Source organism: uncultured Roseobacter sp. (assembly GCF_947495275.1).
In the GTDB taxonomy this organism is placed as follows: Bacteria; Pseudomonadota; Alphaproteobacteria; order Rhodobacterales; family Rhodobacteraceae; genus Roseobacter.
This window is the reverse complement of sequence record NZ_CANLYL010000010.1, coordinates 12,233-28,312: the sequence shown is the minus strand read 5'-3', so window position 1 is coordinate 28,312 and position 16,080 is coordinate 12,233. Positions and strand designations below refer to the sequence as shown.

The 16,080-nt window shown below is 59.6% G+C and carries 16 protein-coding genes; 8 read left to right on the top strand and 8 right to left on the bottom strand.

The window, feature by feature from the left end; translation table 11 throughout:
- Positions 1 to 61: 61 nt before the first annotated feature.
- Genes moaB through Q0802_RS17255 form a run of 3 tightly spaced genes read right to left on the bottom strand, consistent with a single transcriptional unit; the run spans position 62 to position 1,983 of the window.
- Complete coding sequence (moaB, locus tag Q0802_RS17265; RefSeq protein WP_298920579.1) at positions 62 to 604, bottom strand: molybdenum cofactor biosynthesis protein B; 543 nt, start codon at positions 602 to 604, stop codon at positions 62 to 64.
- A 1-nt stretch (position 605) separates the two neighbouring features.
- Positions 606 to 1,217, bottom strand: a complete 612-nt coding sequence (locus Q0802_RS17260; RefSeq protein WP_298920577.1) for a LysE family translocator — start codon at positions 1,215 to 1,217, stop codon at positions 606 to 608.
- On the bottom strand, positions 1,210 to 1,983 hold the full coding sequence (locus Q0802_RS17255) for a uracil-DNA glycosylase (protein ID WP_298920575.1): 774 nt from the start codon (positions 1,981 to 1,983) through the stop codon (positions 1,210 to 1,212). Before Q0802_RS17255 ends, Q0802_RS17260 begins: the two co-directional genes overlap by 8 nt.
- A 116-nt stretch (positions 1,984 to 2,099) precedes the next feature.
- Between Q0802_RS17255 and Q0802_RS17250 the strand changes: the two genes are divergently transcribed.
- The 5 genes from Q0802_RS17250 to Q0802_RS17230 all read left to right on the top strand — a co-directional run bounded on the left by Q0802_RS17250 (position 2,100) and on the right by Q0802_RS17230 (position 5,953).
- Positions 2,100 to 3,047 (top strand): aspartate carbamoyltransferase catalytic subunit, encoded by a 948-nt coding sequence (locus Q0802_RS17250; RefSeq protein ID WP_298920573.1) that lies wholly within the window; start codon positions 2,100 to 2,102, stop codon positions 3,045 to 3,047.
- Entirely contained in the window at positions 3,044 to 3,586 is a 543-nt protein-coding gene (locus Q0802_RS17245) for a hypothetical protein (RefSeq protein WP_298920571.1), read from the top strand. The genes Q0802_RS17250 and Q0802_RS17245 overlap by 4 nt, the downstream gene beginning before the upstream one ends.
- A 185-nt stretch (positions 3,587 to 3,771) precedes the next feature.
- Positions 3,772 to 5,055, top strand: coding sequence for a dihydroorotase (pyrC, locus tag Q0802_RS17240; RefSeq protein ID WP_298920570.1), 1,284 nt, complete (start codon positions 3,772 to 3,774; stop codon positions 5,053 to 5,055).
- Entirely contained in the window at positions 5,055 to 5,663 is a 609-nt protein-coding gene (gene plsY, locus Q0802_RS17235) for a glycerol-3-phosphate 1-O-acyltransferase PlsY (RefSeq protein ID WP_298920569.1), read from the top strand. The genes pyrC and plsY overlap by 1 nt, the downstream gene beginning before the upstream one ends.
- Positions 5,660 to 5,953, top strand: coding sequence for a hypothetical protein (locus Q0802_RS17230; protein ID WP_298920568.1), 294 nt, complete (start codon positions 5,660 to 5,662; stop codon positions 5,951 to 5,953). The genes plsY and Q0802_RS17230 overlap by 4 nt, the downstream gene beginning before the upstream one ends.
- Here Q0802_RS17230 and Q0802_RS17225 read toward each other — a convergent pair.
- Positions 5,938 to 6,324 carry an ectoine synthase gene (locus tag Q0802_RS17225; protein ID WP_298920567.1) on the bottom strand — a complete coding sequence of 129 codons (387 nt, stop codon included), beginning with the start codon at positions 6,322 to 6,324 and terminating at the stop codon, positions 5,938 to 5,940. The two genes, Q0802_RS17230 and Q0802_RS17225, sit on opposite strands and share 16 nt — an antisense overlap.
- Positions 6,325 to 6,397: 73 nt before the next feature.
- Between Q0802_RS17225 and Q0802_RS17220 the strand changes: the two genes are divergently transcribed.
- Genes Q0802_RS17220 through Q0802_RS17210 form a run of 3 tightly spaced genes read left to right on the top strand, consistent with a single transcriptional unit; the run spans position 6,398 to position 9,050 of the window.
- On the top strand, positions 6,398 to 7,336 hold the full coding sequence (locus tag Q0802_RS17220) for an aldo/keto reductase (RefSeq protein ID WP_298920566.1): 939 nt from the start codon (positions 6,398 to 6,400) through the stop codon (positions 7,334 to 7,336).
- A complete protein-coding gene (locus Q0802_RS17215; RefSeq protein ID WP_298920565.1) occupies positions 7,333 to 8,403 on the top strand; it encodes an FAD-binding oxidoreductase in 1,071 nt (356 codons plus the stop codon). Before Q0802_RS17220 ends, Q0802_RS17215 begins: the two co-directional genes overlap by 4 nt.
- Positions 8,403 to 9,050, top strand: a complete 648-nt coding sequence (locus tag Q0802_RS17210; RefSeq protein WP_298920564.1) for a DUF938 domain-containing protein — start codon at positions 8,403 to 8,405, stop codon at positions 9,048 to 9,050. Before Q0802_RS17215 ends, Q0802_RS17210 begins: the two co-directional genes overlap by 1 nt.
- Before the next feature lie 20 nt (positions 9,051 to 9,070).
- Here Q0802_RS17210 and Q0802_RS17205 read toward each other — a convergent pair whose 3' ends face one another.
- The 4 genes from Q0802_RS17205 to Q0802_RS17190 all read right to left on the bottom strand — a co-directional run bounded on the left by Q0802_RS17205 (position 9,071) and on the right by Q0802_RS17190 (position 15,992).
- Complete coding sequence (locus tag Q0802_RS17205; RefSeq protein ID WP_298920563.1) at positions 9,071 to 11,572, bottom strand: FAD-dependent oxidoreductase; 2,502 nt, start codon at positions 11,570 to 11,572, stop codon at positions 9,071 to 9,073.
- Between the two features lie 199 nt (positions 11,573 to 11,771).
- Positions 11,772 to 13,172 carry an FAD-linked oxidase C-terminal domain-containing protein gene (locus tag Q0802_RS17200; protein WP_298920562.1) on the bottom strand — a complete coding sequence of 467 codons (1,401 nt, stop codon included), beginning with the start codon at positions 13,170 to 13,172 and terminating at the stop codon, positions 11,772 to 11,774.
- Positions 13,173 to 13,199: 27 nt separating this feature from the next.
- Positions 13,200 to 14,978: a gamma-glutamyltransferase gene (gene ggt / locus Q0802_RS17195; RefSeq protein WP_298920560.1), complete on the bottom strand. Its 1,779-nt coding sequence runs from the start codon at positions 14,976 to 14,978 to the stop codon at positions 13,200 to 13,202.
- Positions 14,979 to 15,005: 27 nt separating this feature from the next.
- Positions 15,006 to 15,992: a D-glycerate dehydrogenase gene (locus tag Q0802_RS17190; RefSeq protein ID WP_298920559.1), complete on the bottom strand. Its 987-nt coding sequence runs from the start codon at positions 15,990 to 15,992 to the stop codon at positions 15,006 to 15,008.
- Positions 15,993 to 16,080 lie beyond the last annotated feature (88 nt).

Here is a 16,080-nt window from a genome sequence, read left to right as displayed (position 1 = left end):
ATATATAACCTAGCTGGGCCGAAAAAAATACCAACCCACAAGGGTGTTACGTATCAGGATGTCATTTCCGTCGCTGGTTTTCATCCAAACGCGGCATGATCTCGACAAAATTGCAGGGCCGGTGGCGATAATCGAGCTGTTTAACCAGTATTTCATCCCAGGCATCTTTGCAGGCACCCGGGCTGCCCGGCAGCGCAAAAAGATAGGTACCATTGGCCACCCCTCCCGTGGCGCGGCTTTGTACCGCGCTGGTGCCAATTTTCTGCATCGAGACAATGGTGAAGACCGTACCAAAGGCATCAATCTCCTTTTCATAGACATCACGGTGGGCTTCAACCGTAACATCGCGCCCGGTCAGGCCGGTACCGCCAGTGGAAATCACCACGTCAACGGCGTTATCTTCACACCAGACACGTAATTGCCCGGCGATCTGGTCGCGCTCATCCGGCAAAATCCGCCGATCCGCAAGTTCGTGGCCAGCGCCGAGCAGCCGCGCCACCAGAACATCACCGGACTTGTCTTCGGAAATGCTGCGACTGTCCGATACGGTCAGGATCGCGATGCGGACGGGCATGAAGTCGAGTGCTGTGTCAATTCGGCTCATTTCAAGCTTTCTCCAATACGGCGAGTCGTCCGGCAAGTGCCGTAAATATCCCCGCGCTCACCCAATCCAGAACCCGGCTGCCATGGGCCAGTCTTTGACCCAACGACGCCGCGAACACGCCGACAAGCCCGTTCACAAAGAAACCGCAGACCGAAATGATCGCTCCGAAGAGCAAGAACTGAACCCATATCGGGCCTGCGTTCTGGTCGACAAACTGCGGGATGAACGCCAATACGAAGAGGATGACCTTGGGATTCGTCAGGTTTACCAAAAGGCCTGCGCCATAGGGTCGTCCTCTTGGTGCGTTCTGATCCTGCGTGGGAGTGTCCGGGCGACGCAAGGCTTGCGCCGCCAACCATAGCAGGTAAGCAACGCCAACCCATCTGATAACGTCAAACGCATAAGGCAACGTCGCAACCAAAGTGCTCAGGCCAGCACCTGCCAACAGGACGTGAATCATACTGCCCGTCGATATGCCGGCACTGGCAGCCCAAGCCGCACGAGGCCCCGACCTGATACCCTGTCCCAGACAGAACATCATATCCGCACCCGGCGTGACATTCAGCGCAAGTGCCGCCGGTATGAATGCCACGAGCATGACCAGATCAACCATTGCCCACCCGTGCCTTGAGGCTCAAAAGATCGGCCCAGGCTTCGCGTTTCGCGCCCGTCTGGCGCAGCAGATAGGCAGGATGGAACATCGGCAACGCGGGGCGCCCGAAGCATTCTGTCCAGTTGCCTCGAAGGCGGGTGATACCTCTCTTGCCCAAGAGCGCCTGCGCGCTGATATTTCCCATGATCACAATCACTTGCGGATCCGCCAAAGCAATATGACGTTCCAGAAAAGGACGCATCATCGCTATCTCTTCGGGATGCGGGTCACGGTTTTGGGGGGGGCGCCAGGGCAGCACATTGGTGATGTAAACGGGCGCTTCCGCACGCGCGCGGCCCATGTCGATGGCGGCCAGCATCCGGTCCAGCAACTGGCCTGCACGCCCGACAAAGGGTCGCCCTTCGCGGTCCTCATCGCGCCCCGGTGCCTCTCCGATGATCATCACGGGCGCGCCCGGGATGCCATCGGAAAAGACAAGATTGCGTGCACCGCGTTTCAACTCACAGTGTTCAAATCCCGCAAGAGCTGCGCGCAATGCGTCCAGATCCTGCGCCATTTCCGCCAATCTGCTGGCCTCCGCAACTGGATCGGGCTGAGCGCTGGCGGTCATTGGTTTCGCCGCAGCCTGCGGCACGTTTCGGGGCTTGGCGAGCGTATCCGGCAACGCGTAACAATTCACTGGTGCGTCGCAAATCGCCTCGGTCGCGCCAAGTTCGACCTGCCAATCCAAAAGGGCCAGTGCGTGATGATATTCGGCTGATTCCATGCCCCCACTCTACGCGCCGGATTGACGGAACTGAACAGCCGTTGCGCAGGCAGGCACCGCTTGCCCGCCCGGCCCGCCATCCCTATAAGGTGGCAAATCACGATAGGTTGCCGCCCATGACGTTCCCGCACCGCCATCTGCTTGGCATCGAGGCCCTGCGCCCCGAAGAAATCACGACGTTACTGGATTTGGCGGACACCTACGCGGCTCTGAACAGACAACCCGACAAACACGCCGACGCGCTGGCGGGTCTGACCCAGATCAACATGTTCTTTGAGAATTCCACGCGCACGCAGGCGAGTTTTGAGATCGCTGGCAAACGGCTGGGTGCGGATGTGATGAACATGGCAATGCAGGCCAGTTCGGTCAAAAAGGGCGAAACCTTGATCGACACGGCCCTGACGCTGAACGCCATGCATCCCGATTTGCTGGTTGTGCGGCATCCGCATTCGGGAGCCGTGGATTTGCTGGCCCAAAAGGTCAATTGCGCGGTTTTGAATGCAGGTGATGGGCGTCACGAGCACCCCACGCAGGCGCTGCTGGATGCGCTGACAATCCGCAGGGCCAAGGGCCGGTTGCACCGGCTTTCCATCGCGATCTGCGGCGATATCGCCCACAGCCGGGTGGCGCGCTCAAACATCATGCTGCTGGGCAAAATGGAAAACCGCCTGCGTCTGATCGGCCCGCCGACCCTCATGCCTTCGGGCATTGCAGAATTCGGGGTCGAGGTCTTTGACAGCATGGAAGACGGTCTGAAGGACGTCGATGTGGTGATGATGCTGCGCCTGCAAAAAGAGCGTATGGACGGTGGGTTTATTCCGTCCGAGCGCGAATATTACCATCGCTACGGGCTGGATGCGGAAAAGCTCAAACATGCCAAACCGGACGCGATTGTCATGCATCCCGGCCCGATGAACCGGGGCGTGGAGATTGACGGCACGCTGGCCGATGACATCAACCGCAGCGTCATTCAGGATCAGGTCGAGATGGGCGTTGCGGTGCGCATGGCCACCATGGACCTGTTGGCGCAGAACTTGCGATTGACCCGGGCGGAGCCGGCATGAGCCGGAGCATCGAGATCAAACGGGCAGAAAGCGGCGTGATCCGCGTCTTTGCCATAAACATGGCCCCGGCGGAGGTGGCCGGCGCGCTCAAGACCCTGCCCAAGGCCGATCTGGCGCGCCAGCTTCTTGACAGCCCGCATCTGAACACTGCCAGTGTGGAGATTTTTCCGGTTGCTGATCTGACGGGCGTGGGATTGAGCGCCTATCTGAGAGATGGCTATGCGGTTGACGATGAAGCGCTTACGGCGGATCGCGGCAAACTGGAGGCGCTGGAAGGATACGTGCTGTTGCTATTCTCCAGCAGTTTTGCAGGCGCACCCGCCGTGCTGACCCCGAGCGCCGATCTGACCCTGATCGGCAGTTACACCGATCCCAAACCCGCGCAACACAGCGTTGAGCTGAACACCGACAGCGCCAAACCCTACAGCGGCACTCCGGCGGCGCAACCTGCCACAAAGCGCAGCCCCGCCGGGAGCGCGCTGGTTGTTCTCGCAATCATCTTGCTGATCGGCTTGGCCATCTGGTGGGTGCTGGCATGAGCCCAAAGGACATAACGCCATGAATGAGCCCAGAGACCCGAAGATGTCCGGCCGCGTGGCCATGGTTGCCCTGCTGGTCGCCTTCGCGGTGGTGGGCCTGATGATCTGGGTGGGGGCGTGATGAGGATTTTTGGCGCGCGGTTTTCTGACAACCGACGGCACGCCGCATGTGGGAGCCGCCTGCAATGACCAAACTGACCTTTCTGAATGCCCGCATCGTTGATCCGGAAACCAACGAGATCAATATCGGCGGGCTGGTTGTTGAAGACGGACGCATCACCAAACACCTGCCGAAAGACGCACCCCGCCTGACGTCCGGTCGGGTCATTGACTGTCATCTCAAATATCTCGCGCCCGGCATTGTCGATCTGGGCGTCAAGGTCTGTGAACCGGGTGACCGACACAAAGAAAGTTACCGCTCGGCGGGGCAGGCAGCGGCGGCGGGTGGCATCACGACGATGGTCACACGCCCCGATACGGAACCTGCTATCGACAGCCCGGAGACCCTGGAATTCGTCACGCGCCGGGCAAATGAGGTCGCCCCTGTCAATGTGTTGCCCATGGCCGCGCTGACCAAAGGGCGCGAAGGCCGCGAGATGACCGAGATCGGGTTCCTGATGGATGCGGGTGCCGTTGCCTTCACCGATTGCGACCGGGTTGTGACGGACACCAAGGTTTTATCCAGAGCGCTCACCTATGCGCGCAGCCTCGACGCGCTGGTCATTGCGCACCCGCAGGATCCGGGGCTCAGCCGAGGTGCGGCGGCCACGTCCGGAAAATTTGCCTCCCTGCGCGGCCTGCCCGCGGTGTCGCCCATGGCGGAGCGCATGGCGCTCGACCGGGACATCGCGCTGATCGAGATGACGGGCGCGCGCTACCACGCGGACCAGATCACCTGCGCCCGCGCCCTGCCCGCGCTGGAACGCGCCAAGGCAAACGGGCTTGATATCACCGCGGGCACGTCGATCCACCATCTGACGCTGAATGCGCTGGACGTGGCCGATTACCGTACGTTTTTCAAATTGAAGCCACCCTTGCGTGACGAACAGGACCGGTTGGCCGTTGCCGAAGCGGTCAAAAATGGCCTGATCGACGTGATCTCCTCCATGCACACACCGCAGGACGAGGAAAGCAAACGCCTGCCATTTGAAGAGGCCGCATCAGGGGCCGTTGCCTTGGAAACGCTACTGCCTGCGGCGATGCGGCTCTATCATGCGGGCCTGATCGACCTGCCCACATTGTGGCGCGCGATGTCGCTCAACCCGGCCAAGCGGCTTGGACTGGAAAGCGGTCGGCTGCACGTCGGCAGCCCGGCGGATCTGGTGCTCTTTGATCCGGACGTGCCGTTTCTGATGGATCGCGCCACGCTGCGCTCAAAATCGCGCAATACCCCCTTTGATGGCGCGCGGATGCAGGGCAAGGTGCTCGCAACCTATGTTGCCGGAACCTGCGTCTACGAGACATCCTGATGCCGATCATTGAACATACCGCGACCGCCCTCGCTGCCTGGGGCCTGTTTGGCTACCTGCTCGGCTCCATTCCTTTTGGGCTGGTGCTGGCACGGATCATGGGGCTGGGCAATCTGCGGCAGATCGGGTCCGGCAATATCGGTGCGACCAATGTCCTGCGCACTGGCAACAAGACCGCTGCGGCCCTGACACTTCTGCTGGACGCAGGCAAAGGCGCTGTGGCAGTTCTGATCGCCCGCCAGTTTGGCAGCGAAGACACTGCCCAAATTGCCGGGTTGATTGCCATGCTGGGCCATTGCTACCCGATCTGGCTGAAATTCGCTGGCGGCAAGGGGGTGGCCACGTTTCTGGGCATCGTGCTGGCTTTGAGCTTTCCGGTTGGTGTGGGTTGCTGCGTCGCCTGGCTGATCGGTGCGCTGGTTTCGCGCATTTCGTCCATGGGCGCGTTGGTATCCGCTGCATCATCGACGGTGTTGTTGATTTTGCTTGGCGTGCCCGAGGCCATGATGCTGAGCATTCTGCTCACGCTGATTGTCTTCTGGCGCCATCGTTCCAATATTGCACGCATACGCGCGGGGACAGAGCCAAAAATTGGTCAGAAATCTTGAACGACGACCCCTTGCGTAGCTTGGCCGAGGCATTGGACGCATTGCCACACGGCACCTTTTACGCGCGTGTGAAGAGGCGTCGCTATATCGCCACAAAAACACAATTCAACGACGGCAAATCGACAAAGCTGGTTGCGGAGGAACTGGGGGGCAAAGATTACATCAGTTTCAATTACTACCGATTGACCACAGGTGCACGTTTGTATCCCTGCGAGATGAGCCGCGAAAAAGTCATTGCATTTGTACTTGCCGCACTGCCAGAGGGTGCGGCTCCTCAGGAAGAGGCATAGCTGCCATCCGGGCCATGAACTTCATCGCCCTGCAAGGCCGGTGAGAATACGCAGATGAGATGCAGTGGATCAGGCCCTGCGACATGCACCTCGTGACGATCATGCGCATTTGGCGCGTAAAGAACGCCGGGTGTGATGTCGTGAGACGTCCCAGATTCCAACTCGACAACCGTTCCGCGACCACCAATACAATAGCAGGCTTCCACATGGTTTTTATAGTGAAGGTTGAGAACCGCGCCCGGAAACACCCTGGTTTCCGTCATGGAAAACCCCATGCCATCGGATTTAACCAGCAACCGCAGGCTGCTCCAGCCGGGGCCGGATGCATCACGCGCGGTGCCCGCAAGTACCGCTTTATCTGCGATGATCATGAAGCGCCTCTTTTCTGTTCCGCAATTGAATTGAATATTGCATGGCCCGCAGGTGCATGCCACTTCTGCATTCATGACCAGAATTCTGACCAGCCCGGATGGGACCCCCGCAAGCCGCCTCGCGTTTGGCACCATGCAATTTGGCGGTCGCGCTGATGAAGCCGCTTCGCGCGCGATGTTTGACGCCGCTATTGACGCAGGTGTCACACATTTCGACACGGCGCATGTGTACAATGACGGCGCTTCCGAAAAACTGCTTGGTGCCCTGTTTGGCAATCAACGCGACCGCCTGATCATCGCGACCAAGGCGGCCTATACAGGGGGCGGTTCCAAGGAGAACATCTCTCAATCGTTCGAAATTTCTCGCCAGCGTCTGAACATGGACATGGTTGATGTCCTATACATGCACCGCTTCGACCCGGACACGGATTTGCACGAGAGCATGGAGGCTCTGGCGGAACTCAAAAACGCTGGAAAAATCCGCTATGTCGGTGTGTCCAACTTCGCCGCATGGCAGGTTGTCAAAGCCATTGGCATTGCGGCAAAATTCGATCTCACAATCGACATTCTGCAACCGATGTACAATCTCGTGAAACGTCAGGCAGAGGTTGAAATTCTGCCGATGTGTGCCGATCAGGATGTGGCGTGCGCCCCATATTCGCCATTGGGGGGTGGACTTCTGACTGGTAAGTATGCGGCTGGCGGAGGCGGCAGATTGGTCGAAGACGACCGGTACGCCGCTCGCTACGGCCTGGACTGGATGCATCAGGCCGCCGTTGGTCTGGGTGAGGTCGCTGCCGATATTGGGGTTGATGCGCCAACGCTGGCCGTGGCCTGGGCCGCAGCGCATCCTATGGGCCCAACGCCCATCACTTCGGCGCGCTCCGCAGAGCAACTCGGGCCCTCTCTTGCCGCGATGCATTTCGATATGGATGCGGAACTCTATGCGCGGCTTGCAGCCCTCAGCCCGACACCGCCACCTGCCACGGACCGTATCGAAGAACAGGCATGACCGACATCATCGTCATCGGCGGCGGCATCGCCGGATTGTCCGCTGCCGCGCGCCTCTCGGACACCGCCAATGTAATGGTTCTGGAAGCAGAAGGCTCCCTTGGCTATCACGCCTCGGGCCGGTCCGCCGCACTGATCGAACAGAATTACGGCGCGCCCAGCGTTCAGGCGCTGAACCGGGCCAGTTTTGGTTATCTTCAGACAAACGGCTATCTCAGCCCGCGTGGCCTGCTGCTCATTGCCCGGAGCCATGAACGCGACGCCTTCCAGAGAGACGTGGCCACTCTTGGCACTGAACCTGTCACAGTGGCGGAAGCCTTGGCCCTCGTCCCTATTCTTGATGCCCAGAAGGTTGTCTTGGCAGCCTATCATACGGAGGCGCTGGACATTGATACGGATCGGCTTTTGCAGGATTTCGCCCGTACCGTGCGCCGATCCGGTGGGCGCGTCGAGACAGGCCGACGTGTGGAAAGCATAAGTTACGCAAATGGAGAGTGGAAAGTTACCTGCGGCGAAGAACAGTTTCACGCACCAACTCTGATCAACGCCGCTGGCGCCTGGGCCGATACAATCGCAAAAATGGCTGATGTCGAGCCGCTGAACATTGTGCCACATAGACGTTCTGTTGCACGCATCCCGGCACCCGGAGATCATGATGTTGGAAAATGGCCGATATTCTTTGGCGTTGGAGAGACCTGGTATGCCAAACCGGACGCTGGGTTTCTACTGGTCTCGCCCGCAGACGAAGACCCGGTTGAGCCCCATGATGCCTGGGCCGAAGACCTGACGCTGGCAGAGGGGTTGGCACGCTACGAAGAAGTGGTGACGGAACCTGTCACGCAGCTTCAATCCAGCTGGGCCGGGTTGCGCAGTTTCGCGCCCGACCGGACGCTCGTTTTGGGGCGGGACCCTGCAAAGCCGGAATTTGTCTGGTGTGCTGGCCAGGGCGGTTATGGGTTTCAAACCGCGCCCGCGGCATCACGTCTTTTGGCCGACCTGGTTCTGGGAAAGACGCCCGGGATTGATGCAGATGTTGTGGTAGCCCTCACGCCAGACAGGTTGCGGTAATGCCTAAAATTCCATCCAATGCCAGTGTGGCGCAACAAGCTGATGGCGCGAAGCTGCATGCGCCCGCCGCTGCGCGCAATGCGGATGCGCTGGTTGGCCTGCTTGCCAAATTCGCACCCAACACCGGTGCCGCGCTGGAAATCGCCAGTGGAACGGGCCAGCATGTGGCTGCATTCGCGGCAGCCCTGCCAGAACTGGTTTGGCAGCCAACCGAGGTTGATCCTGCACGGCTTGCCAGCATCAATGCCTATGCGGCTGATGCCGGGGTCACAAACGTTCGACCGGCCTTGGCCCTTGATGCCACTCAAACGGGTTGGCACCGGCGCCATTCTGACAACGGTTTGATCGTTGTGATCAATCTTCTGCACCTAATCGACACGCCGAGCGCCGAGACAGTGTTGTCGGAAGCCCTAAAAGCCCTCCGGCCAGACGGGCGGCTCATTCTCTACGGCCCTTTCAGGCGAAACGGGCAATTGACCAGCGAAGGCGACAGGCGATTTGACGCAGACCTGCGCGCTGCTGATCCCGATATTGGCTATAAAAACGACGGTTTCATTGAGGACTGCCTTATTGCCGCGGGCGCATCGACAATTGAACGTGTCGAAATGCCCGCCAACAATCTTGCCTTCATTGCGAAAAAGGGCTGAACTGCTGCGCTTTCGGCGCCTTATCCGTCAACCCGAATGCGTTCGTTTTTGGGATCATATGGGCTGTCCTCGACAATCTCGGCATCCCAAAGCTGATCGAGCATTTTCACTTTCAGCCTTGTGCCCTTGACCGCCAGATCCGGCGTGACGTACCCCATCCCGATGCTTTTCCCAAAGGCCACGGAATACCCGCCGGAGGTCAGCCGTCCGACACGTGTCTCCCCGTGGTACAGCACCTCGCGCCCCCAGGGATCGGCATCCTCCGGCCCGTCGATCAACAGAGTGACGCATTTGGACCGCACACCAATCTCTTCCATTTTGGACTTGCCGTGAAAGTCTTTGGACATATCCACAAACCGCGGCAAATCGGCCTCCAGCGGCGTGGCGTCGCGTCCCAGTTCAGTGCCAAAGGCGCGATAGGATTTTTCCTGCCGCAGCCAGTTCTGTGCGCGCGCACCGACCAGTTTCATCCCGTGTTTCTCACCGGCCTTTTCGAGCTGGTCGAACAGGTAGTTCTGCATCTCGATGGGGTGATGCAATTCCCAGCCCAGCTCACCGGTATAGGCCACGCGGATGGCGCGCACCGGGCACATGCCCAGTTCGATATTACGCATGGTCAGCCACGGGAACCGCTTGTTTGACAGCACAGTGGCCGGATCTGCATCTTTGACGATTTCGTTCAGCACATCGCGCGATTTCGGACCCGCGATAGCAAAGACGCCCCACTGCGTGGTCACATCATGGCATTCGATATAGCCGAACTCCGGTGCTTTATCCTCGATCGCCTTGCGCAGGTAATCCGCGTCATAGGCTGTCCAAGCCCCGGCGCTGACCAGGTAATATTCGTCCTGCGCCAGACGCACGATGGTATATTCCGTGCGCGTTGTGCCATGCCCTGTAAGCGCATAAGTCAGATTGATACGACCCACATTGGGAAGCTTGTTGCACGTGAACCAGTCCAGGAATTGCGTGGCCCCCGGGCCTTTGACCAAGTGTTTGGTAAAGGCCGTGGCATCAATCAGACCAACGCCTTCGCGGATCGCTTTTGCCTCATCAACAGCATATTGCCACCAACCGCCTCGGCGGAAGCTGCGCGCGTCGTGATCGAAAGTGTCTGGCGCGTCCTGGGGACCAAAATAATTTGGTCTTTCCCACCCGTTTACAAATCCAAACTGCGCCCCGCGCACAGCTTGCCGGTCATAGGCCGGGGATGTGCGCAACGGGCGGCAGGCCGGGCGCTCTTCATCCGGGTGATGCAGGATGTAGACGTGGTCGTAGCATTCCTCATTCTTGCGCGCGGCAAATTCGGTGGTCATCCAGTCGCCGTAGCGCTTTGGATCAAGCGAAGCCATGTCAATCTCGGCTTCGCCCTCGACCATCAGTTGCGCAAGGTAATAACCCGTGCCGCCGGCGGCAGTGATGCCAAAAGAAAAACCCTCGGCCAGCCACATGTTGCGCAGGCCGGGCGCCGGGCCGACCAGCGGGTTGCCGTCGGGCGTATAGCAAATGGGTCCGTTGAAATCGTCCTTGAGACCGCTTTGCTCGCAGGAAGGCACACGGTGGATCATCGCCATATACTGCTCTTCGATCCGTTCGAGGTCGAGTTGGAAGAGATCGGCGCGGAAACTGTCCGGCACACCGTATTCAAACCGCGCAGGCGCGTTTTTCTCGTAGACGCCCAATATCCAGCCACCACGTTCTTCGCGCACATAGGATTGCGCATCAGCATCGCGGATGACCGGGTGCTCGACATTGCCTTCGGCGCGGAATTTCACCAGCTCAGGGTCCTGATCCATGACGATGAACTGATGTTCCACCGGGATTGCGGGCATCTTGATCCCGAGCATCTTGGCGGTACGCTGCGCGTGGTTGCCGGAGGCGGTGACAACATGTTCAGCCGTGATCACCACCTGTTCTTCCGTGGGCACCAGATTGCCGCCCTTTTCCGCCATTTTGGTCGCGGTCACTTCCCAATGCGTGCCGTTCCAGTGGAAAGCATCGGCCTGCCATTTGCGTTCGATCATCACGCCGCGTTGCCGCGCGCCCTTGGCCATGGCCATCGTCACGTCTGCGGGGTTTATATAGCCATCCGTGTGATGATAGAGCGCACCTTTCAGATCGTCCGTGCGAATGAGCGGCCACTTTGCCTTGATCTCATCGGGCGTCATCCATTGATATGGCACGCCACAGGTCTCGGCAGTGGAAGCATAAAGCATGTATTCGTCCATACGCTCCTGCGTCTGTGCCATCCGCAGGTTGCCAACCACGGCAAAGCCTGCATTGAGCCCGGTCTCTTCCTCCAGCGTTTTGTAGAAACGGATCGAGTAGTCGTGGATGTGTGTTGTCGCATAAGACATGTTGAAATAGGGCAGCAGTCCGGCCGCATGCCAGGTAGAGCCCGAAGTCAGCTCGTCGCGTTCCAGCAGCATCACGTCGTCCCACCCGGCGCGCGCAAGGTGATAGGCAATGGACGTCCCAACGGCACCGCCGCCGACGACAAGGGCTTTGACTTGGGTTTTCATGACACAGGCTCCATGACAATCTGTTTGGGTAGCATTAGCCGTTGATGAAAAACGGCGCAAAACGCGCCCGACCGGTCATGGTGGGAAAGCGACATCAAAGCCCGCAGCCACCTGAAGCTCCCCTTGCAAAAGAGCCTCCGTGTTTGGCACTGCGGGTAAGATGGGCGTCAGGCCACCGGTCTTTTTCCAACTGCGTTGTCTATTGCAGAACCTTCCCCGGGTTCATGATGTTCTGCGGATCGAGCGCCAGTTTTATCGCCGACATTACCAGGGTCGCCTCCCCCAGTTCCTTGACCAGATAGGGCCGTTTGCCCTGCCCGATGCCGTGCTCGCCCGTGCAGGTGCCATCCATTGAAATGGCCAGATCGTTCAGCCAGCTTACATAGCCCGCCGCCCTTTCCAATTCTTCGGCATTTGACATATCGACCAGCAGAGAGACGTGGAAATTACCGTCCCCCGCATGGCCTAAAATTGGTGCGACCAAAGAGAGATCAGCCGCTTTGGCCTGCGCCTCCCCCACACAATCTGCCAACCGGGAAATGGGGACGCAAACATCCGTGGCGATCCCCTGCGCGCCCGAGCGATACTGCAACATCGCCCAATAGGCGTCATGCCGCGCCTGCCAGAGCCTGTTACGCTCTTCCGTTGTCGCCGTGGCCTGATAGCCGATCCCGCCATGCTCTTCCGAAAGGGCGCCAAAAATCTCGGCCTGTTCTGCCACGCTGGCTTCAGTTCCGTGAAACTCCAGCAGCAAAAGCGGTGTTTCCGGCAGGCTCAGCTTTGAATAGGCATTGACGGCATTGACCGTGGTTTCGTCCAGCAGTTCAATTCTGGCGACCGGCAAACCATATTGGATAACCGACATTACGGTCTGGCAGGCTGCATCCACGGAGGCAAAAGAACAACTGGCGGCACTTATCGCCTCGGGAATGCCCTGAAGTTGCAGGGTGATTTCCGTAATGACGCATAAAGTTCCTTCCGAACCCACCAGCAAACGCGTCAGATCATACCCGGCGGATGACTTTCGCGCACGCGTGCCTGTCCGAATGATCCTGCCATCCGCCATCACCGCCTCAACCGCCAGCACATTGTCCTTCATTGTCCCGTAGCGCACAGCGTTGGTGCCCGACGCATTGGTGGCGGCCATCCCGCCCAGCGATGCATTGGCCCCCGGATCAATGGGAAAAAACAGCCCCTGATCACGCAGATGCGTGTTGAGCGCTTCACGCGTCACACCGGGTTGCACACGGCAATCAAGATCACCCTGATTGACCTCAACCACCCTGTCCATCCGACTCACGTCGATGCACACCCCGCCCGCCGGCGCATTGACATGCCCTTCAAGCGAGGTGCCCGTTCCAAAGGGAATGACGGGTACGTCATGCTGCGCGCAGACAGTTACAATATCGGAAACTTCCTGTGTGGAGGCCGGAAAGACCACCGCATCGGGCGGCTGGTTTTCGATCCATGTGGTTGTGTGCCCATGCTGCTCGCGAATGGCCTGGCCGGTTTGAAGTTGCTCGCCAAAGCGCTGTTTCAGCACCCCTAGAGCCGTTTCTATCCCCGTGTCATTCCGCGGCAGATCGGCGTGCTTGACCATAGGTTCGTCCTCCTGACCGCGCGCGGGCTATTGCCCCAGCGCGATGCCTTCACGTCTGGGGTCAGCGCCCCCTTTCAGCGTCTCACCAATGGAGATGGCATGCAGCCCGGACGTAAGCGCGCGCGCGCCAACCTCGAACCCCATGCCGGTCAACGCTTCGGTCAGCGCCTCGGCGGAAGTCCCTTCCTCCACATCGTATTTGCCGAACCGGTTGACCGCATGCGGGACGGATACGGCCTGTTGCACGTCCATCCCCCAGTCCAGATGCGCGATGATGCTTTCGGCGACATAGCCAATGATGCGGCTGCCCCCCGGGCTGCCGATGGCCAGAACCGGCGCGCCGTCTTTCATCACGATGCTGGGTGCCATGGACGACCGCGGGCGTTTGCCCGGCTCCACCCGATTGGCGATGGGCACGCCATCTGCCTGCGAGCGGAAAGAGAAATCGGTCAGCTCATTATTCAACAGAAACCCGCGCACCATCAACCGGCTGCCAAACCCGTTCTCAATGGTTGTTGTCATCGAGGCCACATTGCCCATCGCATCGACGATCACGAAGTGCGAGGTTGAAGGCAGTTCGATGGAGGCGTCATCTGCCCAGATCAGCGCATGGTCGAATTCCGGCGTACCCGGGGCAACCTCTGCAAGCGCGGCATCACCACCCAGCAGTTTGGCTCTCTCGGCCAGATAAGCGGGCGCAACGAGCCCCTCTGTCGGCACCGGCACAAAATCACTGTCCGCCATGTAACGACCACGATCGGCGAAGGCCAAACGCGAGGCATCGCCGATCAGACGCCGGACCTCCGGATCATTTGGCCCCGCACTCAGGTCATAGTTTTCCAGTATCCCCAGGATTTGACCAACGGTCAAAGCGCCAGATGACGGCGGTCCCATGCCGCAGACGTTGTGGGCGCGGTAGGTCGCGCAGACCGGCGGGCGCTCCTTGACGCGGTAAATGCTCAGATCAACGGCAGAAAGCACGCCGGGGTTGCCTTCTGCCCCCTGCACAGTCGCCACGATATCCGCCGCAATATCGCCGGTGTAAAACGCCCGCGCACCGCCATCCGCCATGGCGCGCAGAGTGTCGGCATATGCCTGGTTTTGCAGCAGATCACCGGCCGCAAGCGGCGTCCCTCCGGGCATGAAATACTCGGACGTGGCGGCAAATCGCCCAAGCCGTTCCGCATCGCCCTCGATCAAGCCTGCCAGTCGCGGGGAGACGTCAAATCCGCTCTCGGCACGCTCTATGGCCGGGGCCAACAGATCTGCCCAGGGCAACTTGCCCCAACGCACGTGCGCATCCTCCATCAGGGCCGGAGTACCGGGCGTTCCGACCGAAAGACCGCCCACAACCGCATCGTAAAAACCCAATGGTTCGCCATCACCGTCCTGAAACAGGCGAGGTGTTGCCGCCAAGGGGGCCGTTTCCCGCCCGTCGAGCGTCGTCAATGTCGCCGTTTCCGCGTCATAATACACCAGAAATGCGCCACCGCCGATGCCGGAGGACTGCGGTTCAACCAGTCCAAGCATCGCCTGAACGGCGACCAACGCGTCCGCTGCAGAGCCACCATTTGCCAGCGCATCGGCACCGGCCTTGACCGCCCAGGGGTTGGCTGCGGCCACCATCCAGTTCTGCGCCTCGACCGGGACACCGGCAAATTTCGCGTCCAGCGCGGTCGCCACCTCCGGCGAGATCGCCTGGAATGCGCCTTGTGTCGCAGCTTCGGGTTGTACCGCGTCGGCGGCTTGCTGTGCATGCACCGCGGAAGCGGCTAGCAGGGTCAGTCCACTGAGAAAATAGCGCATATCGTCTCCGATCTGTTGAGAGGGAAGTCAAAGCATGGAAGGTACAACCTGGTCCGGTGGCCGGTGGCCATCGTCAAAGGTTTTGATATTGATGATCACTTTCTCGCCCATTTCCAACCGGCCTTCTCGGGTGGCAGAGCCCATGTGCGGCAGGAGGACAACGTTACTCAATTCACGCAGGCGCGGGTTCACCTTGGTCCCGTGTTCGTAAACATCTAGCCCGGCACCAGCGATCTCATCCGCGCGCAGCATGCGCGTCAGTGCGTTCTCGTCGATGACCTCCCCACGCGAGGTATTCACGATCACGGCCTCCGGCTTCATCAGTTTCAAGCGACGGGCATTCATCAGATGGAACGTCGAGGGCGTGGCCGGGCAGTTCACCGAAATGACGTCCATCCGGGCGACCATCTGATCCAGGCTTTCCCAATAAGTCGCTTCAAGGTCTGCTTCGATTTCAGGGCGTAACCGTCGCCGGTTGTGATAGTGCACCTGCATGCCGAAGGCCGCAGCCCGCCGCGCAACCGCTTGACCAATGCGCCCCATGCCCAAAATGCCAAGCCTGCGCCCGCCCACACGACCACCCAGATGTGCGGTCGGTGCCCAACCTTCCCACGTATCGGATTGCATGACGGACAGGCCTTCGGGAATACGCCGCAGGACCGCCAGTAAAAGCGCCATGGTCATGTCAGCCGTGTCATCCGTCAGAACACCGGGCGTGTTCGACACCAGAATGCCGCGCTGACGCGCTGTTGATACGTCTATGTGATCGACACCCGCCCCGTAGTTCGCAATCAGTTTCAGGCGGTCGCTGGCCTGCCCGATCAAGGCAGAATCGATGTCATCGGTTACCGTGGGGACCAGTACGTCAGCCGCTTTGACAGCTTCCGATAGCTCTGATCTGCTCATCGGCGTGTCATCCTGCCGTAATTTGACGTCAAAGAGTTCAGAGAGACGTGTTTCAACCGCTTCGGGTAACCGTCGCGTAACGACAACACTCAGCTTTGGCTTTGACATTTTGAGCCTCCCCGGACTTGGCGCAACGATGCTTTTCATGGCATGGTGGCGGAGATGGCGACGGGGCACAAGAACCTCGGGCCCTCAA